Source organism: Enterobacter sp. RHBSTW-00175 (assembly GCF_013927005.1).
Taxonomy (GTDB): Bacteria; Pseudomonadota; Gammaproteobacteria; order Enterobacterales; family Enterobacteriaceae; genus Enterobacter.
In genome coordinates this window covers 957,246-981,702 of record NZ_CP055930.1, presented here as the reverse complement: position 1 = coordinate 981,702, position 24,457 = coordinate 957,246, and the positions used below count along the sequence as shown (strand labels likewise).

General features: G+C 46.3%; 21 protein-coding genes and 1 pseudogene. 2 read left to right on the top strand and 20 right to left on the bottom strand.

Going from position 1 to position 24,457, the window contains the following annotated elements; translation table 11 throughout:
* Positions 1–2: 2 nt before the first annotated feature.
* The 4 genes from kwaA to HV107_RS04595 are packed head-to-tail and all read right to left on the bottom strand — an operon-like array spanning position 3 to position 6,612.
* Positions 3–596 (bottom strand): anti-phage protein KwaA, encoded by a 594-nt coding sequence (gene kwaA, locus HV107_RS04610; protein ID WP_000378353.1) that lies wholly within the window; start codon positions 594–596, stop codon positions 3–5.
* A 52-nt stretch (positions 597–648) separates the two neighbouring features.
* The gene (locus HV107_RS04605; protein ID WP_001096909.1) at positions 649–3,888 is read right to left on the bottom strand and encodes a type I restriction endonuclease subunit R; all 3,240 of its coding nucleotides are present in this window, start codon (positions 3,886–3,888) and stop codon (positions 649–651) included.
* A 58-nt stretch (positions 3,889–3,946) separates the two neighbouring features.
* Positions 3,947–5,068 (bottom strand): restriction endonuclease subunit S, encoded by a 1,122-nt coding sequence (locus HV107_RS04600; protein WP_021536851.1) that lies wholly within the window; start codon positions 5,066–5,068, stop codon positions 3,947–3,949.
* On the bottom strand, positions 5,065–6,612 hold the full coding sequence (locus HV107_RS04595) for a class I SAM-dependent DNA methyltransferase (RefSeq protein ID WP_000101605.1): 1,548 nt from the start codon (positions 6,610–6,612) through the stop codon (positions 5,065–5,067). The genes HV107_RS04600 and HV107_RS04595 overlap by 4 nt, the downstream gene beginning before the upstream one ends.
* Positions 6,613–7,590: 978 nt before the next feature.
* Here HV107_RS04595 and HV107_RS04585 point away from each other — a divergent pair.
* The gene (locus HV107_RS04585; RefSeq protein WP_045783774.1) at positions 7,591–7,950 is read left to right on the top strand and encodes a hypothetical protein; all 360 of its coding nucleotides are present in this window, start codon (positions 7,591–7,593) and stop codon (positions 7,948–7,950) included.
* A 30-nt stretch (positions 7,951–7,980) separates the two neighbouring features.
* Here the strand turns inward: HV107_RS04585 and HV107_RS27225 are convergent.
* The 6 genes and pseudogenes from HV107_RS27225 to HV107_RS04560 all read right to left on the bottom strand — a co-directional run bounded on the left by HV107_RS27225 (position 7,981) and on the right by HV107_RS04560 (position 13,769).
* Positions 7,981–8,414, bottom strand: a pseudogene (locus HV107_RS27225) (hypothetical protein).
* An 898-nt stretch (positions 8,415–9,312) separates the two neighbouring features.
* Positions 9,313–9,795 (bottom strand): Mov34/MPN/PAD-1 family protein, encoded by a 483-nt coding sequence (locus HV107_RS04580; RefSeq protein WP_031275127.1) that lies wholly within the window; start codon positions 9,793–9,795, stop codon positions 9,313–9,315.
* Complete coding sequence (locus HV107_RS04575) at positions 9,788–11,662, bottom strand: ThiF family adenylyltransferase (protein WP_004114814.1); 1,875 nt, start codon at positions 11,660–11,662, stop codon at positions 9,788–9,790. The genes HV107_RS04580 and HV107_RS04575 overlap by 8 nt, the downstream gene beginning before the upstream one ends.
* Positions 11,655–12,809, bottom strand: coding sequence for a hypothetical protein (locus tag HV107_RS04570; RefSeq protein ID WP_004114812.1), 1,155 nt, complete (start codon positions 12,807–12,809; stop codon positions 11,655–11,657). The genes HV107_RS04575 and HV107_RS04570 overlap by 8 nt, the downstream gene beginning before the upstream one ends.
* A 16-nt stretch (positions 12,810–12,825) precedes the next feature.
* Positions 12,826–13,200: a hypothetical protein gene (locus HV107_RS27220; protein ID WP_123912595.1), complete on the bottom strand. Its 375-nt coding sequence runs from the start codon at positions 13,198–13,200 to the stop codon at positions 12,826–12,828.
* 338 nt (positions 13,201–13,538) lie between these two features.
* A complete protein-coding gene (locus HV107_RS04560; RefSeq protein WP_182062233.1) occupies positions 13,539–13,769 on the bottom strand; it encodes a SymE family type I addiction module toxin in 231 nt (76 codons plus the stop codon).
* A gap of 176 nt (positions 13,770–13,945) precedes the next feature.
* On the opposite strand from HV107_RS04560, the gene HV107_RS04555 reads away from it, so the two are divergent.
* Complete coding sequence (locus tag HV107_RS04555; protein WP_182062232.1) at positions 13,946–14,293, top strand: nitrous oxide-stimulated promoter family protein; 348 nt, start codon at positions 13,946–13,948, stop codon at positions 14,291–14,293.
* A 2-nt stretch (positions 14,294–14,295) separates the two neighbouring features.
* Here the strand turns inward: HV107_RS04555 and HV107_RS04550 are convergent, their stop codons facing one another.
* From HV107_RS04550 to hypA, 10 genes are all read right to left on the bottom strand, one after another.
* Positions 14,296–15,543, bottom strand: coding sequence for an MFS transporter (locus tag HV107_RS04550; protein WP_182062231.1), 1,248 nt, complete (start codon positions 15,541–15,543; stop codon positions 14,296–14,298).
* 15 nt (positions 15,544–15,558) lie between these two features.
* Positions 15,559–16,320, bottom strand: a complete 762-nt coding sequence (locus HV107_RS04545) for an ABC transporter ATP-binding protein (RefSeq protein WP_182062230.1) — start codon at positions 16,318–16,320, stop codon at positions 15,559–15,561.
* Positions 16,320–17,357 carry an iron ABC transporter permease gene (locus tag HV107_RS04540; RefSeq protein ID WP_182062229.1) on the bottom strand — a complete coding sequence of 346 codons (1,038 nt, stop codon included), beginning with the start codon at positions 17,355–17,357 and terminating at the stop codon, positions 16,320–16,322. The genes HV107_RS04545 and HV107_RS04540 overlap by 1 nt, the downstream gene beginning before the upstream one ends.
* Positions 17,357–18,355 carry an ABC transporter substrate-binding protein gene (locus tag HV107_RS04535; RefSeq protein WP_182062228.1) on the bottom strand — a complete coding sequence of 333 codons (999 nt, stop codon included), beginning with the start codon at positions 18,353–18,355 and terminating at the stop codon, positions 17,357–17,359. The genes HV107_RS04540 and HV107_RS04535 overlap by 1 nt, the downstream gene beginning before the upstream one ends.
* 153 nt (positions 18,356–18,508) lie before the next feature.
* Positions 18,509–20,581, bottom strand: coding sequence for a formate hydrogenlyase transcriptional activator FlhA (flhA, locus tag HV107_RS04530; RefSeq protein WP_182063457.1), 2,073 nt, complete (start codon positions 20,579–20,581; stop codon positions 18,509–18,511).
* Between the two features lie 66 nt (positions 20,582–20,647).
* Complete coding sequence (gene hypE, locus HV107_RS04525; RefSeq protein WP_182062227.1) at positions 20,648–21,658, bottom strand: hydrogenase expression/formation protein HypE; 1,011 nt, start codon at positions 21,656–21,658, stop codon at positions 20,648–20,650.
* Positions 21,655–22,776: a hydrogenase formation protein HypD gene (gene hypD / locus HV107_RS04520; RefSeq protein ID WP_182062226.1), complete on the bottom strand. Its 1,122-nt coding sequence runs from the start codon at positions 22,774–22,776 to the stop codon at positions 21,655–21,657. The genes hypE and hypD overlap by 4 nt, the downstream gene beginning before the upstream one ends.
* 2 nt (positions 22,777–22,778) lie before the next feature.
* Positions 22,779–23,051: a HypC/HybG/HupF family hydrogenase formation chaperone gene (locus tag HV107_RS04515; RefSeq protein ID WP_182062225.1), complete on the bottom strand. Its 273-nt coding sequence runs from the start codon at positions 23,049–23,051 to the stop codon at positions 22,779–22,781.
* Entirely contained in the window at positions 23,042–23,905 is an 864-nt protein-coding gene (gene hypB, locus HV107_RS04510; RefSeq protein WP_182062224.1) for a hydrogenase nickel incorporation protein HypB, read from the bottom strand. Before hypB ends, HV107_RS04515 begins: the two co-directional genes overlap by 10 nt.
* Positions 23,906–23,907: 2 nt before the next feature.
* Complete coding sequence (gene hypA, locus HV107_RS04505; RefSeq protein WP_182062223.1) at positions 23,908–24,258, bottom strand: hydrogenase maturation nickel metallochaperone HypA; 351 nt, start codon at positions 24,256–24,258, stop codon at positions 23,908–23,910.
* Positions 24,259–24,457 lie beyond the last annotated feature (199 nt).

Below are 24,457 nucleotides of genomic sequence, written 5' to 3'. Positions count from 1 at the left end.
CTCTACACTATTTTAGCCAAATAAGTTTCATTGTCGATTTTTATATACTTTATATTATCTGTGCTCTTTAGAACACTGCGGCAGATTACTGTGCATTTTTTCACTCCACGGTCATGGACATTAGCTTTGTATATTCTGAATCCGAGTATTGCAAGTGATGGGTTAGAATAAAACCGGTTTGTCTTTACGTATATTGCGCCGATTAAAAATATCATCAATCCTAAATTTAATACAGTTCTCTTACTATCGACATCAGTGAAAACTAAGGGCATTATATAAGTGGTTAAAAACTCTAAATGTTCATGGTTTTCATTGCTGATATCCGAGACAGTGCATGCAACAGACCAACCCGAACCAAAGCTATTTGCAAGGACTATTAAAATAATTGCACCAATAAAGATGAAAATCAAACTAACTATGAAAACGATATTTCTCACTTTCAATGACGAGATTGAGAAAGTAAAGTTTTCAGTAAAAATATAGTCCCACACATTTTTTATCAAAACCTTATCGTAGGACATAATTAATAATGATAAAAATAGAAGCCATAGTGATAGTATATATAGTACTGTTTTAAGATATGGCCTGCTATCCATTAGCTTCTCCTGTATAACTTAAAATAGTTTGTATGTTAAAAATTTAGGGGAATCATTTTCCTAATTCTCCAGCTAAAAGTTCAGCCTGCTTCAAAATGGTCTCTGTGGCGAGCAAGGACATATCGGGTGGATAACCATATTTTTTGAGCAGACGTTTTACCACCACGCGAATTTTTGCTCTTGCTGCTTCTTTCACTGTCCAGTCAAGACTGACATTGTTGCGGATAGCCTCTGTAAGTACGACTGCCAGTTCTCGTAGTTTTTCCTTTTCCATTAACTCGCGAGCACTGTCGTTATCTGCAACAGCAGAATAGAAGGCATATTCATAAGCGCTGAGGTTTAACTGGCTGGCAAGGCTGTCAGATTCCTGGATAGTCTTGGCAAGCTTGATTAGCTCATCAATTACCTCCGCTGCGGTCAGTACCTTGTTCTGGTAGCCATTGATTGCAGAGGTCAGCATATCAATCAGTTTTTTGCCTTGGGTGATACTTTGATTCGAGCGAACCTTGATCTCGTCAGAAAGCAGTTTTTTAAGCGTTTCCAAAGCAATATTTCTGTGTTGGTAATCCTTCATTTCCTGAAGGAATTCTTCAGAAAGAACGGAAATATCAGGCTTTTGTATCCCAGCAGCGTCAAAAATATCAACAACTTTATCGGTAACCAGAGCCTGATCGATAGTCTGTTTTACCCGAACTTCCAGACTGTCATTGTGTTCTTCTTCTGATCCGTCTGAGTTTTCAGTAAATTTATTCAGTCTGGCTTTTACTGCCTGGAAGAATGCTACTTCGGGTGCCGCTTCCATTGCTTTATCGTGCGGTGTCGCCAATGCAAATGCCTGCGACAAGGCTGCAACCGCAGCCAGGAAACGCATTTTACCTTTACCGTTATCCAGCCCTAAAATATGGTTTTCTGATTCAAGAATAATTGTCAGGCGTTGTGAGGTAGTTGCGGCAAAGTAAGCTTTGTAATCGTATCCATGCATCATGCCTTCCAGGATTTCCAGCTTTTCCTGCATGAGCGTTACGGCTTCTTCCTGAACCTCAGCAGGATCTCCACGTCCACCTGCATCAGAGTAAAAGGAGAGGGCTTCTTTTAAATCAGAGGCAATGCCCAGATAGTCAACAACCAGACCGCCTATCTTATCTTTATACACACGGTTCACACGGGCAATTGCCTGCATAAGGTTGTGGCCTTTCATTGGTTTGTCGATATACAGCGTATGCATGCTGGGAGCGTCGAAGCCGGTTAACCACATATCACGCACTATCACCAGTTTCAGCTTGTCGTCGTCATCCTTCATACGGTTAGCCAGAACCTGACGTTCTTTTTTTGTGGTGTGGTGTTTGGCAATTTCTGGCCCGTCAGCAGCAGAAGAGGTCATGACGACTTTTATTATACCGTCATTTAAATCATCGCTGTGCCATTCAGGTTTTAAGGCTATGATTTCTTTATATAGTTCAGCAGCAATACGGCGGGACATGGTAACAATCATGCCCTTACCATGATCGGCATTGGATTTTAAGCGCTGCTCAAAGTGCAGAACCATATCCGCCGCAATCGCTTTAATACGTTTTGAACTGCCAATCAAACCTTCGATTCTGGCCCATTTAGAACGTTCTTTTTGCGTGAGCGTCAGTTCGTCCTCGTTAAACTCATCATCAAAGTCTTCAATAAGCTGACGACCTTCATCACTGATGGCAATTTTGGCAAGACGGCTTTCATAAAAGATACGAACTGTTGCACCATCTTCAACGGCCTGCGAGATATCGTAGATATCAACATAGTTACCAAAAACAGCAGGCGTGTTGACGTCCGTTTTTTCTATGGGGGTTCCGGTAAAGCCGAGATAGGTCGCATTAGGTAAGGCATCACGCATATATTTGGCAAAGCCATAAACAGTGCGCTTACCTGTAACGTTGCCTTCACTGTCTTTCACGTCAACTTCTTTGGCGCTGAAACCGTATTGTGAACGGTGGGCTTCATCAGCGATAACGACAATATTGGTTCTGTCTGACAACAACTCATAGATATTGCTGCCATCATTAGGCTGGAATTTTTGAATAGTGGTAAACACCACACCACCAGAGGCTACGCGCAAATATTCTTTGAGTTCTTCCCGGTTGTCGGCCTGTTTTGGTGTCTGACGAAGTAGCTGAGTGGCAGAAGAAAACGTACCGAATAGCTGATCATCCAAATCGTTACGGTCAGTGATCACTACCACTGTTGGATTATTCAGCGCCAGTACAATCTTCCCGGTATAAAACACCATCGAAAGCGATTTACCGGAACCCTGGGTATGCCACACGACCCCCGCTTTACGATCTCCGGTTTTTTGCGCATTAACAAGAACTTTACTGTTACGTCCCTGCTGGCGCAGTGCTACTTCGGCAGAGGGGGAATCTGCATTTACACCTGAGGCACGAATAGTGGAAAGTACTGCTGCATTAACCGCGTAGTACTGGTGATAAGCAGCCATTTTTTTAACGGTACGGATACTGATAATCCCTTTGCTGTCTTCATGTTTGCTGGCTTCAAACACGATAAAGTGGCGGATCACATCCAACAGCGTTACAGGATTAAGCAATCCCTGTAATAAAACTTCGAGCTGTGGTTGGGTACTGGTAGCTTGTGTTTTACCATTAGCGGTTTTCCATGTCATATAACGACTGAAATCGGCAGAAACCGTCCCCGCTTTGGCTTCCAGCCCGTCAGATATCACATTAAAAGCATTGTAGTTAAACAGAACGGGGATTTGGTTCTGATAGGTTTTAATCTGATTATAGGCACCTGTTACCGTAGCATTTTCGTCAGCGGCATTTTTAAGTTCGATAACGACTAATGGCAGGCCGTTGATGAATAAAATAAGATCAGGTCGGCGGGTATGATTGCCTTCTTTGATGGTGAGCTGATTAATGACCAGAAATTCATTATTAGTGGGATCGTTAAAGTCGATCAGGCAGGCCAGCTCTCCTTGTGTATTACCATCCTTACTGACTTCGATATTGATCCCTTCGGTCAACAGGCGATGAAAGGCCAGATTGTTTGCCATTAGATCAGGTGTGCTGATCTGCATCACCTGTTTCAGGGCTTCCTCACACTTCTGTTCACTAAGGTGCGGATTCAGGCGTTGTAGAGCAATACGCACCTTATCTTCAAGGATAACCTGCTGATAGCTACGTAACGGATTGATGCCACTGGGTTCAATGTCCGGGCCGTAAACATACTCATAGCCCAGCCCTTGCAGGTGCTCAATTACCATTACTTCAATATCGGATTCGGTCATCTTTGCCATGCGTACTGTCCTTATTGCCGCTTAACCAGAGAGCGGGCTGTACACCCGCATAATTATTTTATGCTACTGATGCGATTGCTTCTTCTGCATACTGAACCCGTACTTCACCGCTCATCAGTTTGGGAAGTAAGGTATCGCGGAGTTTTTCTAAGCTATCAATTTGTTTTGAGTTGTTAATAAGTTTACTTTCAAATGAATCTAATAGCTCATTAATTATACGTAGCGAAGCTTCTGTTGGCAGATTAACATTGAACTTCTTAAGATGATCCAAGTTAACTCGTTGTCTGCCAGTTGAACCTTCCATACAGCTTTCTGCATATTCTTTGAAGTCCGGGTTTCGGCACATGATATATGAGATAAAAGGATGGATTTCTTTTTTAGGACGCATAACTATGAATTCGGTAGAACCCCATCCAGTTTCATTGTCGTCTAAAAAATCAATATAGGCCGCTTTCCCATTTTCTAAACATGGGGTAATTCTGGCTAGCAAGGTATCTCGTTTAGTAAATTTAGTTCCTGAAGAAAATGGACGTCTGTAATATCCATTTGCACGAAAAATAACAGTGCTCAGTCCAGCCATGTCCAAATAAGTAGCGTCTTGGCTTTTAATTAAAGTTCGCTTTGGATTAAAGTCAATTATCTGATCTATACTAACTGATACACCAGTACTATCTAAAATAAACCACTGCCTAAACAGGGTTTCGGCCATGGATTCCAGAGTTTTATTCTGGCGATGAAGCAAGTCTATTTTGTCATCAAGAGAGGACAGCACAGAGGCGATGGCTTTTTGCTCTGGCAGTGAAGGTAATAGGATCTCTTGACTATAAGCGGTATCCCTGTTTAGTCCAGGAACAGCGCTATCTTCGTTCAGTTCTTCCAGCCCTAATGTTTTCAACAAATAGAATAAAAAAACAAAATCATATTTCGAAGGGTTAGGTAAAATATAATAAGCAGTATCAATACACCAAAATGGTCCATAAGTTAAGTACGCTTTCCCAACAGTTCCTTTACGACCAATAATAATTCCTTGTTCGTTTATTAATGCTTTGTTATGCCAACCAGTTAATCCACCTGAACTATATACAGGTATAGAGCCAGCATTCCTATCCTGTGCCTTTAATGCTTTACCATAATTAAGAATGACAATCTCACCAAGTTTAGTTTTTATCCACTGACTCATAAAACCACCTTCGCCAGACTCTCAGCGATAGACTTATTCAGATGCGCTTCTTCTTCCAATTGTGCTTCAAACTCCGCTTTAAGAGCCGTAAAACGTTCTTTAAAGTCAAAATCGTCTTCTTCGTCAGCAAGGCCAACATAACGGCCAGGCGTCAGCACATAATCAAGTTTAGCGACTTCATTGATATCGACAGATGCACAGAAACCAGCCACATCTTCGTAGTCGCCACCTTTGTTACGCCAGTTATGGTAGGTGTCAGCAATAGTTTTGATATCTTCGTCAGAAAGCACTTTGCTACGGCGGTTGATTAAATGACCAAGATTACGGGCATCAATAAACAGAATTTCTTTACTGCGATCACGATAATGACTGCTGTTTTCACGATCTCGGCGCATAAACCATAAGGCCGCTGGGATCTGGGTATTCAGGAACAGTTTTGCGGGTAAGTTAACGATACAATCAATCACATTGGCATCTTTGACCAGTGCTGCACGAATATCACCTTCACCCGAACTTTTAGAGGTTAAAGCCCCTTTTGCCAGCACAACGCCAGCCTGACCTTTTGGCGACAGGTGATACAGGAAGTGTTGCATCCAGGCAAAGTTAGCGTTGCCAGCAGGTGGAATGCCATATTGCCAGCGGGCATCACCACGAAGCTGCTCACCAGACCAGTCGGAAACGTTAAACGGTGGGTTAGCTATGATAAAATCAGATTTCAAATCTTTGTGAGCATCGTTAAGAAATGAACCTTCATTATTCCAGCGAACGTGTTCAGAATTAATCCCACGAATTGCCAGGTTCATTTTTGCCAGACGCCAGGTGGTCTGGTTGGACTCCTGCCCATAGATCGAAATATCGTCAATATTTCCCTGATGTGCTTCTACAAATTTTTCTGACTGAACGAACATACCACCAGAACCACAGCAGGGGTCAAAGACTCGGCCTTTATAGGGTTCCAGCATGTTAACCAGCAGGCTTACGATGGATTTTGGCGTATAGAACTGACCGCCCTGTTTACCTTCTGCCAGTGCAAATTCACCAAGGAAGTATTCGAATACGTGGCCTAATACATCAGCAGAACGCGCTTTGGCATCTCCCAGTGCAATGTTGCCAATCAAATCTATCAGTTCACCCAGCACGGTGGCGTCGAGGTTCTGGCGAGCGTAGACTTTCGGCAGCACACCTTTTAGCTGTGGGTTACCCGCTTCGATAAGCTCCATAGCATCATCAACCAGCTTACCGATTTCAGGTAGCTTGGCCTTAGATATTAGATAGTTCCAGCGTGCAAGCTCAGGGACAAAGAAAATGTTGTAAGCGGTGTACTCGTCTTTATCTTCCGGGTCAGCGCCTGCGAACTCGCCTTCACCTGCCTTCAGCAACTCATAATGAGATTCAAAAGAATCAGAAATATACTTAAGGAAAATGAGGCCCAGCACGACATGCTTATACTCGGCTGCATCAATGTTTTTACGCAGCTTGTCTGCCGCTTTCCACAGGATGACTTCTAACGGATCTGTTTTGATTTCTTTAGGTTTTCTTGCCATTGGCGTAACTTCGTGAATTAGGATGGTAGCCCTATTTTGCCTTAAAGTTCCGCTTGTTACGAGCTTATACAGCGATTAATTATTATCTGATTTTAGTGTTTTCGTTCAGCTCAGCAAGTGCAATGACTCATGGGGTAAGTGCTTTGTAACAGGGTTGTTGATGTCAGTCGTTGGCCCTCAATGGAGTCACGGTCATAGACATAATTGCTGTATAGCTGTTAATGTTTGTCTGGGTGAATTTCTACTACTCGGACTAACACCAAGTGAGTTCCATACTACATAACTGTGAGCATTTTCTGTACCCTTTACTCTATCCTCTTCTTGCATATTTACAGGAAGATAAAGCAAAAGATACAAAACTTTGTAATCAAAAAACTGTCTTAATGTACTTACATCACGTTTAGTTATTAAGTTTTTTGTCATGGTGAAAATTTTTACTTGGTCATTAAAATTCATCGGATGTTAATATTCTAAACGAATAGGATGTCAAGCTAAAATGATGTGTCAAGTTGTTTGTAAAGTGAGAGGTTTATTTTTGGAAGATATGCTTAAGAGAAGTATATATGATATTTTACTGAGTAAAATTATTGATATGCAAGGTTGGCAGAGGTTTTCTTTCTTTTCTAACCGAAGGGAAGAAAAGCAAGGGGAACTCGAAGAAGCAAGCGCAGCGGCTTCGCAGAGTTAGCCCTTGCTTCATTTCGCTATAATAATAAAAAATCGCAGTGCCTGATATTTTATATACAGATATACAGCTTAACTTGCATTTATTTTAAAGCTTCTCTTGCAGCACAGAAGATGCTATAAATTTCCGCTTCGGTTGAATAGATGACACTGTATGGTGCTTATAATTAAAAAATTATTCACTCAAGCAATTCTTTTTATAATAAATATTATTTATTTCACAAAAATTCTTGATATTCTTTCTTAAAGTGATTAATTATAATGTTGTATAAATTTAAAACAAGAGGTTAAATAATGACTGAATATAATACGGCCTTCAATGAAGTAGACTTGCTTATGAATGAGATGCTTGAAAAATTAAATATATCATTAAATGAAACGAATTTATATCCAACTGATGATATGTTTCGGGTAATTGTGCAAGAGATTGATGTTGAAAATTTAAAAATATTATCTTTTATTTATAACGAAGGATCTCAAGAGGTTATAGACAATATCACTCCCGTAATAAAAGAATTCATGTACTGGTGGGGTGATAATTTAGATTATGGTACTATTAATATCCAATCTCTAATTGCAAAAAAAGAAGAAAAAATAATTTCTTCAATCATATTAGAAAATTCAGATAAAGCTAAAAAAATAAAAAGAATTTGATGGTTAATTGCAATCCTGACAATCATGCTCTCATGACCATTTTTTAGAGGGATGAGGGGCTGTTGCATTCACTTCATAGGAATACCTACTCATAGAGGCTGTCTGGCACGAGCGAAGCTCTTTGATCTGTTTCTTGACTGCGAAGATCTCTGTTTTAGCTAACTCACTATTGCTACTTTTTGCATCAAGATGGCTTATAAGGCGGTTCAGCTTTTGGGATATGTTAGACTGTGATTTCCAAGCTTCAACATTGATAGCAGGAACGACAGGAGGAAGCCTATCAAAGAGGTTAATCGAAGCCATTCGCCTTTGCTTTTGTCACCTCTGTTTTTATTGAGAATAGCCAATTCTTCTTTATTAAATCGAACACTGACACAATGTATTCGCAAAGATTGAGCAGGGGGGATATGATTATTGACTGGTTTAAAATCATTTGTATAGGATAAGGTTATTGTATTACTCATAGAAACTCCTTTTCATATGTGTATTCGCTTTATGGTGAGCAATCCTTGCACACCCATAATACAGTTATAATAGAAATGCAATTTATGTCAATTAGTTAGATAAGACTTTGACTTTCTTTCTTTTTCAACCGAAGGGCGAAAAACAAGGAGACTAAACGAAGCTCCGCTTCGTTTAGTCATACCTTGCATCTATATAGATGCTATTGACATACTCATATAATGTTGTATCAATGGATTATTGTTAAAATAGATGAGGCCTGATTATGATTAATAATAAAAAAATACTATATCTGTTGGCTTTTATGTTCCTGTTATCATTCATATACACTTTTTTCGTTAATGAACTATTAGCTAACAGCAATAGTCTTGGTGAAACATTTATAATTTTACTACCTATATATTATATTATTGTATTCCCTTTTGTTTTCTTTCCTGTAAAAAAGTGTAGCAACTGAAAATATTAACTACACTTTTAAGAATTGAAATATGATTAGTTTATGAATCTACTGACGAAAGCCGAAATTATTTTTGCGAACGACAATGCTGCAATTATTACGAGAAGTGCATAGCCTAACCCGCTTTGAAGGAATATAGGGAAAAGGTCATTTTGGACACCAGGTAAAGAATCAACGCATAAACTTATCGCAGCCGAAGCTGTCGCAAATGAAAATAGCCACTCAGCTTGTACTTCGTATCTTTTATAAAATACAGAAAAACCTAATGACAAAATTGCAGGGGGAATTAAGAGTATATATTTAGATAAGCTTTCATTAGAGTGATACTTATGATTAATTATTACCCCAAGAACAACGAAGCCAGCAAAAATAAATAACAGTATTAATATGATTAACCACCGTGGATATGATTTACTTGTGCTATTCATATAATTACAACCTTTTTATTTGTTTGGTTTTTGATATGTGAATTTATATAACATCTTCCCATCTGCTGCTGATAAATAACAGTGTGAAATATTTTCTTTGTTTGGGATTATTAGCATGAGAAAAAAAGGTCTTGTATGACCTGATTTGATAAATAAGTCTTGGATACTGCGGATATCTGTTCCTGATGGGCTTGCCATTCCTTCGTTATGTGTATGCCAATCACCTAAGTAGTGGAAACCCTGCTTGAATAACGATATGATATCTTCTTTGGCTTTTTTCTCATCTAACTTGAAATAATTTCTTTTCCTCAAGTCAGTAGAGCCTGGTGTAGTTATTTTATTGATTTCAATCTCAGAATCATTGAGATTATTGGAAAATAGCATACCTCCTGATTCTTTACTAAAACAGTGGGTTTGACGATGAGAAAATAATTCATCTACTATGCTTTGGCTGATGCATATTTTGAAATCTAATTCGGCACAATGAAATTTATGCATCACTTTTTTCCCAATTAGAATTTTCAAAAATCAAAGGTATAATACAATCACCCTTTCCTGGGTTTCCGAATTGTGCAATCCATTTATCATTCCAGTTACCACCAAGTTCTAAAAGCTCTGCTTCTCTTCCTATGTAACTATATGCAAAAGATTTATTTGAAAAACGATCCATGATTAGATCTATTACAGTTCTTGCCGTTAGAGCATGTAAATTAGTCAAAGGGATAGCTCCGTATGGTTGGAACTCTCCGGCACATGCTGCTATTCTTTTACGAGTATTTTCTTTCCAGTAAGTAGCAGGATATTTTAATGCACCTATATTTTTGCCTTCTGTAATATGCCAGCTATTAAAAGCATTAGAATCCACTTGGTTGACTATTACATGCCCCGCCATTGCATGAGCTTCAACAAATGCAAAGACAATAGCACCGAGAATGTCTTCCGACTGTCTTTTAATTAACTGCTGTTCAGTATTCCAATGTGCAGTGCAGCTTACTATAATATCGGCTTCTGCAATTTTTTTGTTATTCTTGGAATCTTCTGTCCAATCTTCATTAAAAGCTTCTATATAGACATTTGGAAACTCTTCCCGTAGCCTTGAGGCAAGAGCTAATGCTTTATTTTTATAAACAGAATCAAATCCTAATAGATGACGAGAGGAGTTTTCACTCTTCATTAAATCATCATCCCAAAGCATCATTTTTCTAATGCCTGATTGAAGTAACAGTCTTGATACCGAAGATCCTACTGAACCACATCCGACGATAGCTACTTTATGTTCAGAGATTTTCTTGTAAGTTTTGTTATGCTCACGACCCGTTAACCAAGAATCGTCAGAACGGTCTACTATAAGATTTTCTGTTTTAGTTTGGCCTATTCTATTTTTTAAAATCTTTCCATCAATGTAATTTCTATAACCATCTAATAAAGCTGTATTTCTGAATCGACCCCGACTAATACCTCTGGTATCAAAGCGGTCAGTGGCAAGATCACTAACTCCCTTAGGAATCTGTATTCCTATAATATTCATCCCAGAAGGCGTTGGGAATGAAACTAGAATTATGGGCTTGACATTGAACATATTAGCACAAGATCTTAAGATCAATTCAATAGTGCTTTCTGGATCTTCCTGTTGCTGATTTATGAGTTCAAAAAAATCCCTTGCAGTTTTGGGATACTGACTCGGATACCAGGCTTCATTGAAGAATATCAATGGAATTGAAACTACTTTAGAGAGTTGCTGTTGCCTTATTCGTTTATCTTTTGAATTACTTCCATCCGATTCTAATGGCAATATTTTTTGGTTTTCCAACCAGTTAATTAATTCTTTTTGTGTGTCAGAATATATTACTCCAAATTTCCGGGTCCGATAACCGAAAACCAACCTTGTGTTTTTATTTGTTAGATCACACTGGCTTATAAGTCGATCTATTTTATTACATTGATAAATCCAATAGTTCTGGAACTCATCAATAAAATCCTCATTTAAATCACCATTTATTCCTTTTCTTAGCATTAGTATAGCATCGTTTAGTAAATCGACTGCATAGGTCATATCATTATGATCGATGATATAACTGTCAGGCCAAACACATAACTTGCCATTTTTTTCCAAGTGTGGGAGTTGGCAAACATCAATTTTTGGTGAGGAAATAAACACATCTGGGATGTCAAATTGACTAAGAGTTTTGTATCTTAGTTGCAATACAATAGGTTCATTACTAAATTCTAAATCAGTTACTAATTCCCAAGCACAAACATATTTACCGTTGAATTTTGATAATTCATTCGTAGAAAGCTTCCTTGCACCATAAGGTGCAAGGATAGTGCTCAACTGATCTATCTTTTTATTAAGACAATCAGGCATAACCACCACCACCTTGTCTATTTACAGCGGCACTTGATGATTCGGCCATACCTAATGCAGATGCAGCAATTTTCTTAATACCGTTATCGGAAATTTCAATCTCTAACGGAATATTCTCTCCATTCTTTTTATGGTCTGACACACATAAAAACTGACCTTGCACATCATCTACTATTTTTTCATATTCTTCTTTGGCTCGGTATGCTGGAGGATCTTTTTCGTCATTTTCAATTGTTTTAGAGCTTGAAATTATAAATGCTTTTTCTTTTGCTCTATTAAAAACTTCCATAGCTTTCTCGGAAGTTTTAGCATCATCTCCTTTTTTGCTTAAACTATCATGAGATAGACTATGCCAAGAACAGTGATGTGGTGCTTGTAAAATGTCATAATCTAACCATGACATAGAATATTTATTGGTTAAACGATCTCTAACACCTTCCCAACAAACGACTTCTGCATCACCACCACTTAAAAAGTGTGCAGTTTTATTGTCACCTTTAATTTCAAAATTTATTATTACGCTGGAATGATTTTTACCTAATTTATCTTCCAACTCATCAAGATCTTTCTTGGGTGAAGGACCCAATAAATGAGCTTCAAAATATGAAGAATAACTTTGATTAATCCAGCGGGTTGTTTGGTCTAATTCTAATAGGATACCTGGTATGTCGTCTGTTTTCCCATCTTCGTCTTTTCCTAAGACCAGAACTTGGTTTCCAACTCCATCCAAATAATTTTTTTCTTTATAAAGATTAACTCTTCTCTTAACTTCTTTATTCAAAGCTATTGCATCATCGCATAACGGATGATTTTGTGCATGGTGTCGCCTGAATACAATTGGACTTGACCAAATCTCATTTATAAAAATTTTATCGTTCTTCTCACTCCAATCTTCTGGTTTTCCTAAATGAAAGTGGTCAGCCACCCCATCACAATGATCTGAATCAGGGTGAGTCCAAATAAAAAGATGGACAAACAAACGACCTTCGTTATTTCGAGGAAGCTTTTCTCTGAGTTGGGTGCGAACATCAGGATGTTCTTCACCATCCCTGATGCGACAATCTATTAAAATATTTTTATCATCTTCCGTTTGGATGAGGGTCATATCCCCATTCCCAACGGGAAAGAAGCATATCTTTGCAGACATATCATATCCTTTTTAATTATTTCTGATCGGAATTATCACCCGATCTTGCTGTGCGAGATTTTTCAATCCCAAAAATAGCCATACCAACATCTTCAATTTTGCCAACGAACTTATCGACATTCAACCCTGCAAAGAAGGCAAATGCCATATATCCGTAGTCACCACCACTGCCATTTTGTGATGCATCTAACACTATTAATCCAGCTTTAAGGAATAGATAAGCCACTACACCGCAGATGCCACTAACGATAGGTCTTAATACATACCAAACATGCCAACGGTCATCCCAACAATTCCTAACACATTTGTTTAGATATACTCCACGAATGCAGTAAAGAGTTCCACCAAGAACACCTATCAATCCACAACGAATCATGAGCTTCTTACTCATGATCCATTCAGGGAATACATCGCCCTTTACTAATCCTGCATACACAAGCACAACAAGTAAGAGTAATGTGAAGAGATAACCGATTATCCTTTTCATATGTAGCCTATAAGTAACTTTTGAAGAGGGTTTTTATATTTATTCATTTTAGATCATGACATTAGATTGTCTAGAGAAGTACTGCTGCATCATCGGCGTATGTGCGTCGAAATTGTCGATTGTGGTCATGGAGTTATGATATCCATTTCTTTGATAATATTGAGCTTTGAGCGGCTCATTGGCCGTTAGTTCCCTCTATTGTCGCATGAAAAAATGGCACGGCGCAGAAAAATGTCGCGTGTTTACGAGACGTCTTCCGCCATTAACTCAATGACGATTTTTCCATGTTCAACACCCACTCTTACCTGTGAGTTTGTGGTAAATCCGGCTTTTTCCAGCCAGTCTCCTTTCAGGCTTAGCGCTGCGTGGACGCTATAGCGGGTCGGGATTTTAGTTTTACGGTCTTCGTGACGCTTTCTGAAGTAACCGACCTTCAGGTGGCGATAGGGTTTGGTGATAGCGATCTCTTGCATACGCGCTCCGGTAGTTAAGCACAACGTGACGATGATATTTACTGTATAAAATACCAGTAAATATCACGGCGGGAAGGGGCAAAACTGGAAGGCGTCTTCAGCAAATGGAATGCAACGGCTGAAATCGGGCACATAAAAAGGTATTATAAATGCACGTTATTGTTGGGTGATCCGCCATGTCTGGAAAACGCATCGCACGAGAAAAAGAGACGATCGGTAAAATGATCGCGTTGTATGAAAATAAGTGCCCGCAGGCTTTGAAAGAAGAGGGGCATTATCAGGCGTTTAATGATTATGCAGATAAACGCCTGGATAAATGTGTCTTTGGCGAAGAGAAGCCCGCCTGCAAGCAGTGCCCCGTCCACTGCTATCAGCCGGCAAAACGTGAAGAGATGAAGCAGGTGATGCGTTGGGCCGGGCCGCGAATGCTATGGCGACACCCCATCCTGACTATCCGCCATCTGATTGACGATCGCCGCCCGGTTCCTGAATTACCGGAAAAATACCGGCCAAAAAAACAGTAAACCTACGCCCGGGAAACCCGTGCTGCGCGCATTGGGCGGCAGATGAACACCAGGGCCACCGCGCTGCATAAAGGGAAAAACGCCAGCTGTAGCCAGGGGAAAACGGCCTGTGGTGACGGTGTTAGCGCGTGATCCAGCTGGCTGCCGAACAGTAAATTCCCCGCCAGCACCGCGCAACCCCCGGCGGTAGAGAGCGCGCCGTAGTGTGCACCAAGCGTAGACTCTTTCGCAAACCACGGGATGAGATCTTTCGCGGACGGTACCAGCAGCATTTGCCCGCACGTCAGTAGCGTAACAAAACACCCCGCAGGCAGAAGCCTCAGCCAGCCTTCCGGTGGAGGGTGGGCGGCAAACAGGGCCACGCTCGCAAACGATGCCGAAAGCAGCAGAAACCCCGCCGGTAAGATTCTGACAGCCCCCACCCGACGGGCGAAACGCGCAAGCGGTAACTGAAACAGGATTATCAGCACTGAAGCCAGCATAAAGAGCGGGCCAAGATCTTTCTCACTGCCGCCAGCGCGCTCTATTTCTACCGGCAGCGCCAGATAAAGCTGGTTGTAACTCAGCAACCACGAACTGTAGGCGATAATAAAAGCGACAAATCGCGGCTGGCGGAACGTGCTCCACCACGGGTGGATCTCCAGCGTTTGCTTACTGCGCTGAGCAGGAGGAAGGCAAAAAAACAGCACGATCAGCGCAACCACAAAGACGCCTGCACCCGCCAGAGCAACCTGGCGAAAGCCAAGCCCGGTAAGCAGGGCGCCAGCCACCGGGCCGAGTACGGCGCCCAGTTCACCGCATACGGCAAACAGCGCAAACCACTCCGCGCGGCTGCGCTTGCCCTTTGCTTCACTCTGTGTTCCCGCTTTTGCCAGCAGCGCTTCAATGGATGGAGAGAAAAGCGCACCGCCAATGCCCGTCAGACATGCCCCCAGAATGATGGGCCACAGGGACTGACCAAACGCCAGCAGAAGATACCCCGCGATGCGGACAAGACAGCCGCACAGGATAATCACCCGGGCACCAAACCGGTCTGAAAGTGCGCCCCCGACGATAAACATGCCCTGCTGCGAGAACGTGCGCAGCCCCAGAACCAGCCCGATAAGCCCGCCGGAGAGCATCAAATCGTCACGCAGGAAAATCGCCAGAAAGGGGACTACCGCGTAAAAGCCAATGTTAAAAACGAACTGGCTGCCCAGTAACACGGGCGGCCAGAGTGTTGTCGCAGGGCGTAGGGAAAACAGTGACATGCGCATTACCCGGCGTTAAACAATGAAGTGGATATGCTTTTTGCCATGGTACGCAGAGATCTCAATTTTGGTTTTGACCCGGAATACATCCCAGAGCAGTTCTTCGCTCAGGATCTCCTGCGGTGTCCCGGTAGTGACGATTTGGCCTTTTTGCATCACAATCAGCGAATCACAAAACATCGCTGCGTGGTTGAGATCGTGGATCGCCACGATGCTGGTTACCGGCAGCTCGCTTATCAAATGCATCAGCTGGATCTGGTGATGAATATCCAGGTGGTTGGTCGGTTCATCCAGCAGAATTTCAGTGGGGGATTGCGCCAGGGCACGGGCGATATGCACACGCTGGCGCTCCCCGCCGGATAAGCTCAGCCAGCCTTGTTCGCTGCGATCGAGCATATCTACACGTTGCAGGGCGGAGGTGACGGTTTCATCATCCTGCGTGCTCCAGTTGGAGAAAGGCGAATGGTGCGGAATACGCCCCAGCTTCACCACATCACGTACACGCATGTTGGCATCGGTCATGCCGTGTTGTTCAACGAATGCCACGCGGCGGGCAAGCTGCTTTTTGGGCATCCGGGCGATGTTATGCCCGTCAAGCTTCACGCACCCGGCATCCGGGCGACGTAGCCCCGCCAGCACACGTAAAAGCGACGATTTACCACAGCCGTTAGGGCCAAGTAGCCCAACGGTTTCCCCGCGCGCGATGTTCAGCGAGACATCGTTGACGATGACTTTATTGCCTACCTTCCAGGTAATATTTTCAGCGGTGATACTCATCACTTATTCCTTGAACGGTAGATGATAACGGCAAAGAAAGGCACGCCAACCAGGGCGGTGACAACGCCCACAGGCAGGCTTTGGGGGGCAATCAGTAAACGCGAAGCAATGTCTGCCAGCACCATCAGAATGGCCCCGGCCAGCGCGCTGGCGATCAGCAGAATGCGATGCAACGGCCCAAAGAAGAAGCGCATCACATGCGGCACAACCAGCCCGACAAAGCCGATGGAGCCTGCCATGCTGACAATGGTGGCAGTGATTAGCGCAGTCGTGGTGAACAGGATCAGGCGTACCCAGGGCACGGCAATACCCAGTGACGCGGCGGCGTCATCGCCAAAGGTAAAGGCATCCAGCGCGCGCGAGTAATAAAGGCAAACCGCCAGCCCGGCCAGAACGACCACCAGCGCCAGCTGAAACTCAGGCCACCTCACGCCACTGAAACTGCCCAGTAGCCAGAACATCACGTCGCGGGCCTGCTGCGCGCTTGCCGAGGTGCTGATGGTATATGCGGTAATGGCGTTGAAAAGTTGAGAGGCGGCAACGCCCGCCAGAATGGTGCGTTCGTTGCCGCCACGCGCGCCGTTTGTCAGGAAAGCCACAAAGACAAAGGCGGCAAACGCCCCGGCAAATGCGCCTGCCGAGAGCGACACCGCACCGGTGCCGATGCCTAATACCACCACCGATACCGCGCCCGTTGATGCCCCCGCAGACACGCCCAGCACATAAGGTTCAGCCAGCGCGTTCTTCAACAAGCTTTGCAGCACCGCCCCGCAAATTGCCAGGCCCGCGCCGCAGCACGCGGCCACCAGCGCACGACTCAGGCGAAAATCCCAAATCACGCTTTCATAAATGCGGTTTAGCGGGACTGCGGTCAGCCCCATTTTATTGCTGATGGTGTAAAAGACGTTTTGCAGTGGAATAGAAAGCTCACCCACGCTGACGCCAACGGCGATCACCAGGAACAACAGCACGACGGAAAGCAAACACGAGGTCGTCAGGATGAATCCCTGTCGCGCTTGATGAACAACAGCGGTCATCAGTTAAGCCCCAGTTTTCTGAGCTGCTCGCCCACCTGTTCAGCACCGTAGAGGGTACGAATGGTCGGGTTCATCGCCTGGCCGTCCATCACCACGATGTGACCTTTTTTAACGGCATCCAGCTGGCTGACGGCAGGATCGCTTTTCAGAAATTTGATTTTTTCCTGTGCGTTATCGAGCGCCCAGCGGTTGCGATCCAGGCTGGAAACGACAATCACATCCGGGTTGGCGGCGATAATGCTTTCCCAGCTCACCGTTGGCCACTCTGTTTCAGAGGTAATGGCATTGTGCCCACCCAGAACGTTGGCAATAAAACCAGATGCACTGTTTTTACCGCCGACGTAGGCATCAGCAGAAGGTGAGGCGCTGGAGAACCAGAAGACGAAAGAGAGGTCTTTTTTATTCTTGCCAAACTCAGCGCGCAAATCGTTTTCACGTTTTTTAAAGTCGGCAATTAATGCTTCACCGCGAGGCTGCACATTAAAAATGGTGGCGAAATCTTCAATCTCTTTATAGAGATAGGTCATATCCCACAGTTTCTGGCGGCTGCCGTACATATCACCTGCGGCTTTTTTGGTGGCGCACATGCCTGGGGATAAATAACTGTTCACCCCCACGGTGGCCAGGTCTTCGCGTTTTGCGACCTTACTTTCAGGCCCCAGCAGCAGGGGAAGTTGTGCAGGCACGAAATCAGGGTTCTGGGCGAGAATGGATTCAAGGGTCGGGATTTCTACCGTCAGCGTTTTAATTTTTGCATTTTGCTCAGCCAGCGCCGGTAACACTTTTGTGGGCCAGAATGCACTGGCGGCTACGTTATTTTGCAGGCCTAACAGTAAGAGGATCTCGACGGTATTTTGCCCCAGGGCAACAACGCGCTCGGGCGCTTTGGTGAATGTTTCTTTATATCCGCAGTTTTCAAGAGTGAGAGGATATGTTGTTGCCAGAGCAGAACCGACCGATGCGAACGCCATTCCCAGCGCGCAGATGACCTTTTTCATGAAACGCTACCCTTCATTTATTGTATTTTTGATGCAAATGAAACTCATTATTAAGGCGGAATTTTATACAGAGGAAAATATATTGTGTCAATGAGGGGCAATTTCGCGGAGTGACAAAGGGCGGCGTCAGGAAACACCGCCCGGCAAGACAGGTTACACCAGGCTCTCTTTATCAATGCCCAGTCGCTTCATTCGCGAAAGCAACGTGGTGCGTTTCAGGCCCAGACGCTGCGCGGCGCCTTTCGGCCCGGCGACGACGCCGTTGGTTTCTTTCAGCACGCGCATAATCAGCTGGAATTCATCTTCGCCCGCCTGTGCCACTTCTGCCGCGACCAGCGGTTCTTCTGACATCGTCACTTCGGGCAGGGAGAGTTGCAGCACGCTGCCGCGTGTCAGTAATACGGCACGTTCAATGACGTTTTCCAGCTCGCGCACGTTGCCAGGCCACTCCATGGACGAGAGCGTTCGTAGCGTTTCGGCAGGAATGCTGTCGATACTGCGCCCCATCCGGCGGGCAATTTTCGCGGTAAAGGCTTTAACCAGCAGCGGAATATCCTCAGGGCGTTCCCGCAGCGGCGGCAGATAAATCGGGAAGACGTTCAGGCGATAATAGAGGTCGCTGCGAAACTCGCGGTCTGTGACCATTTTTTTCAGATCGCGGTTGGTGGCGGCAATCAACCGCACGTCCGTCTGGATAAGCTTATTGCTGCCCAGGCGTTCAAATTCCTGCTCCTGCAACACACGCAGCAGCTTGGGCTGGAGCTCCAGCGGCATATCGCCCACTTCGTCCAGGAACAGCGAGCTTTTATCCGCCAGCTCAAAACGACCCAGCCGCTGGCTGCTGGCGCCGGTAAAGGCACCGCGTTCATGACCGAAGAGATCGCTTTCCAGCAGGCCCGCAGGCATGGCGGCGCAGTTCATCTTCACCATCCGGCGGCTGTTGCGGTTGCTGAGATTGTGAATGGCACGGGCAATTAATTCTTTGCCTGTCCCGGTTTCCCCAAGGATAAGCACCGTGCTGTCGCTTTGCGCCACCATCTCGACCTGTTTGAGCACGCTGTACATTGCATCGCTGCGGCCGATGATTTCACCAAACTCGCTGTCGACATTGTTGAGCTGTTCCGTCAGGGCCAGGTTTTCATCCACCAGCCGCTCTTTCAGGCGATGAATTTCCTGATAAGCCAGCGCGTTATCCAGCGCAATGGAAATACGTTCGGCAATCTGGCGCAGCAGCTTCAGGTTGGCGGTGTTGAACACACCTTCTTCACACTGTGCCAGCTTTAGCACGCCCAGCATGGTATTGCCGGACATCAGCGGGAGCAGGCACAGTGTCTGGATCTTATTGCCCCAGGTGTTAAACAGTAATCGTTCGTAGGGTGCCAGTGCATCGTGTTCGTTCAGATTGAGCAACAGGATCTCTTTGCTCTTAAACACGCGTTCAGAAAGGGTTCCCGCTTCATCCACTTCGCTCTGCTCGTGAGCCGGATTGGCTTCGTCGAGATAGTGTGTTGAGTAGATGTTGAGTTTGCCCTTGCGGTGGCCCCGCAGCGCGATGCTGATCGCATCAATTTTGAAATAGTGGTGGATCTCTTTAGAGACTTCACTGACCAGCTCGTCCATATCCAGGCGCGAGAGCACGGCGTTAGTAATTGCCACCAGAATGCGGAAGTTGTCGCGTTCACGGCTAAGCAGGTCGTAGTCGACATTGTTGGTCACGCGGTTCTGGATTTGCTCTGCCACCACGCCCACAATCTGGGTAAAGGTATGCAGGCGCTCATACTCCGCCTCGCTCCACGGCTGGTTAGTCTTGCGGATAAATTCGCAGCCACCAAAAATATGCCCTTCAGCCGCCAGCGGCAGCAGGCAGTAGTGTCCGAAAGGACGATACAGGTTGCTCTCTGCAAGCACCGGCCAGGCCTGGCGAAACTCTTCAAAGCTGCAGTGCAGGGCTTCAGGGCGGGAGAGGATCCGCCGCACCGGGCCATGAGCCAGGACTGTTTCATCTTCGTACTGAAAGGGTTTGCCGTTGTCGTGCGCGGAAAAATAGCTCGCGCGATGACTCCCGCTATGCCAAAGCACAATGGCAGCGCTGTCCGCCAGTGCAGACTGTCTGACCAGCCGCGTCAGGGCATCGCTCAGCGAGCCGAGGTCCGGCTGCTGTAAAAGAGTGCGCGTAATGTCGAACAGGCCCTGCTGTCCAAGATCGCTCATCGGTGTATACGGCATCATTGCTTTCCAATTGAAACTGGCAAAAAAAGAGAAAATCCTGTGCTGCCCGCTTTTGGCGCGGTTCTAGCAAATTCGGGGTAAAGGTTCGGCGTGCGGCAGATCCAGCGTACGTTTAACGCCGTAAAGCCCGGTCAGGCGCACCCCTTTGCGCTCAACCACTTCGCCGATAATCGCGGCCTCTTTCCCTGAGGGATGAGCACGCAGCTGCGCCAGTACGGCTTCGGCGGCCTGGCGTTCCACGCCGATAACCAGCTTGCCTTCATTGGCAAAGTTTAGCGGGTCCAGCCCAAGCAGTTCACAAAGCCCCCGTACTGCAGGTTTGACCGGTAATCCGCGTTCGGTCAGTTCAATACCGCATCCGCTGCTTGCCGCGAATTCATGTACCACAGCATTAACGCCACCACGTGTGGCATCGCGCAGGGCTTTTACGCCCTGGCATGAACGCAGAGTCTGAATAAGCGGTGTCAGTACGGCGCAGTCGCTGCGTAACTCGCCATCCAGCCCCAGGCCTTCACGCAGGTTGAGTATAGTCGCGCCGTGGCAGCCCAGCGTTCCGCTGACCAGCAACACGTCGCCGGGGGTCAGTTGCCCCGCCCCCCAGTGAATATCGGCAGGAATTGCCCCCATCCCGGCGGTGTTGATAAACAGTTTGTCAGCCGCGCCGCGTTGTACCACTTTGGTGTCCCCGGTCACGATGGCGATCCCTGCTTCATGTGCAGTGGATGCCATGCTGGCGACAACGGCCTTCAGGGTGTCCATTGGCAGCCCTTCTTCAAGGATAAAGCCGCAGGAGAGATAGCGTGGAATTGCGCCGCTGACTGCCACATCGTTTGCTGTACCGCAGATGGCCAGCTTGCCGATATCACCGCCCGGGAAGAACAACGGATCGATAACGTAGCTGTCGGTCGAAAACGCCAGCCTGTCGCCCTGAGCGGTGAGAGTAGAGAGATCAATGCGCGCCTGGTCTTCCTGTTCGGCCAGCCAGGGATTGTTAAAGGCGTCCATAAACAGCTGATTAATGAGCTGCTGCATGGCTTGTCCGCCGCTACCGTGCGCCATTTCTACCCTGTTCATACTTCACACTCCTGATTGCGATACTGATACCACGCAGCGCATGCGCCTTCTGATGAAACCATCAGTGCGCCAAATGCAGTTTGCGGGTTACAGGTGTTGCCAAATAACGGGCATTGATGTGGTTTGCATTTACCGGTGAGTACGTCGCCACAGCGGGCGCGGGGATCGTCGCAAACCTGTTGCGGTTGCGGGTGGAAATGGGCTTCGGCGTCGAACGCACGGTATGCAGACGTCAGGCGCACACCTGATTCGGCAATCAATCCCAGGCCACGCCACTCGCTGTCGCCCTCCACACTGAAAACCTCAGCAATGGCTTTTTGGGCAAGCACATTCCCGGCATCCGGGACCACGCGGCGATACTGATTTTCCACTTTACTCAGGGCTGCTATTTTCTGCTCAACAAGCATGGTCACGCCTTGCAGTAGATCAAGAGGTTCGAAACCAGCGACCACTAAAGGACGATCAAAGTCGCTGGCGATGAAACCGTAAGCCCCGGTGCCGATGACCATACTGACGTGCCCTGGCGCCAGAAACGCGTCAATGCCGTTGCCCGGCTCTTCCAGCAGGCTGCGCAGGGTCGGGATAAGCGTAATGTGCTGGCAAAAAAAGAAAAAGTTGCTGATGTTGCGCGCTTTGGCCTGCTGTAAGGTGATGGCCGTTGCTGGCATGGTGGTTTCAAAACCTAGGCCGAAAAAGACGACTTTCCGCGTGGGATTGTCGGCGGCCAGCGTTAGGGCATCTACCGGTGAGTAGACGATACGCACGTCCGCTCCCCGCGCTCTGGCCTGGAGCAACGAGCCATTTTTCCCCGGCACGCGCATGGCGTCACCAAAGGTACAGAAAATCACGTCAGGCTGGCTGGCAATCTCAATACAGCTGTCGATGCGTCCCATTGGCAGCACGCACACCGGGCAGCCCGGGCCGTGGATAAACTCGATGTTGTCCGGCAACAGCTGGTCGAGGCCAAATTTAAAGATGGCGTGGGTATGCCCGCCGCACACCTCCATGATGCGCAGCGGTTTTTCGGCGGTATAGCGCAGATGTTTTGCCCGCATTTTCAGGTGTTCAATAAGCTGCATCACCTGTTCGGGCGCTCGATATTCATCAACATAGCGCATGGTTATCGCTCCTCGCCGTACAGCAGCGCCCCGACATCAGGCTCCACATCAAACATGTTTTGCAGGGCATCCAGCGTGTCGCGCGCTTCTGCTTCGTTAATCACGCTCATGGCAAAGCCAACGTGTACCAGCACCCACTGGCCGATGCGGGGCGCACCGTTTTCATCCACATTGCCAACCAGCGTCAGATCGACATCGCGCAGCACGCCGCACACGTCTACTTTGGCCTGATTGCCGTCAATCGCATGGATTTGCCCCGGGACGCCTATGCACATCGTTCTCTCTCCAGCCAGTTCAGCCAGTTATCCATACCTTGCCCGCCGGTGGCAGACACCAGCAGGATTTCAATATCCGGGTTCACTTCACGGGCATACGCCAGACACTTATCGACGTCGAAATTCAGGTACGGCAGCAGGTCGACTTTGTTGAGGATCATCACCGATGCCGCTGCAAACATATGCGGGTATTTCAGCGGCTTGTCTTCCCCTTCGGTCACCGATAGCACGGCTACTTTATGCCGCTCGCCCAGATCAAAACTCGCCGGGCAGACCAGGTTACCCACGTTCTCAATAAACAGAATGCCGTTATCCGCTACGGGCAGACGTGGCGCGGCATCGGCAATCATCTGCGCATCAAGATGGCAACCCTTACCGGTATTCACCTGAATGGCTGGTGTGCCGGTTTCACGAATACGCGCGGCATCGTTTACCGTCTGCTGATCGCCTTCGATAACTGCGCAAGAAACGCGTCCGTTCAGGCGTTTGAGCGTTTCTGTTAGCAGTGTTGTTTTGCCAGAGCCCGGGCTGGAGACCAGGTTCAGGACCAGCAGTTTGCGGGCGGCAAAGCGGGCGCGATTACGCGCAGCCAACTGGTTATTTTTATCAAGCACGTTGATTTCGACGTCCAGCATCTGCCGCTGGCTGATGCCTGGCGCGTGCGTACCGGCTTCACCGTGGCCGTAATGCAGGTCGCCGTCAGCGGATTGGGTTGGCGTAAATGCCAGGCCGGTAAAGACTCCTGATGGACGAGGCGCAGGAGAGAAGGGTGCGGAGCGAAACGCAGAGTGAGGACGATGCTCATCCCCTTCTATATAGAGGTTGCCTTCGGCACAACCGCAGGTACTACACATAATTATTTCCTCTCGATTTCGAGGCGTTGGATCTGCATTCCGTCATCGGCCACGATGCGAAGCCCGGTGCTCTGACACTGCGGGCAGCTTCGTACTTTCGACGACAGCAACGTGACGTACTGCTGGCACTGTTCGCACCAGCACTCCGCCTGCTGTTCTTCAATATGAAGCTGGCAGCCTTCCGCCAGCGTGTCGCGGCACACCAGCTCAAAGCAAAAGGTGAGGGCGCTGGTTTCGACGCAGGAAAACGCGCCGAGTTTCAGCCAGACACCGGTCACACGTTTTGCGTGGTGTTGTGCTGCCTGTTGTTCGATTAACTCCAGAGCCCGTTGGCAGAGGGTGATTTCGTGCATGACGCCTCCTCAATGAATTGCGCCTGTAATGCAATAACGATGCCATCTTGATTTTTGTTAAGGCGTGACGATGTCAACGCTGTCGAAATGACACGTCGACACTGCCGTTACAGCAGTGTGTTTTGTATTTAAAGCATTAAAAATCAATAAATTAAAAATTGGCATGGAATCTGCTTAATAGCCGCAATCTCCATTAACC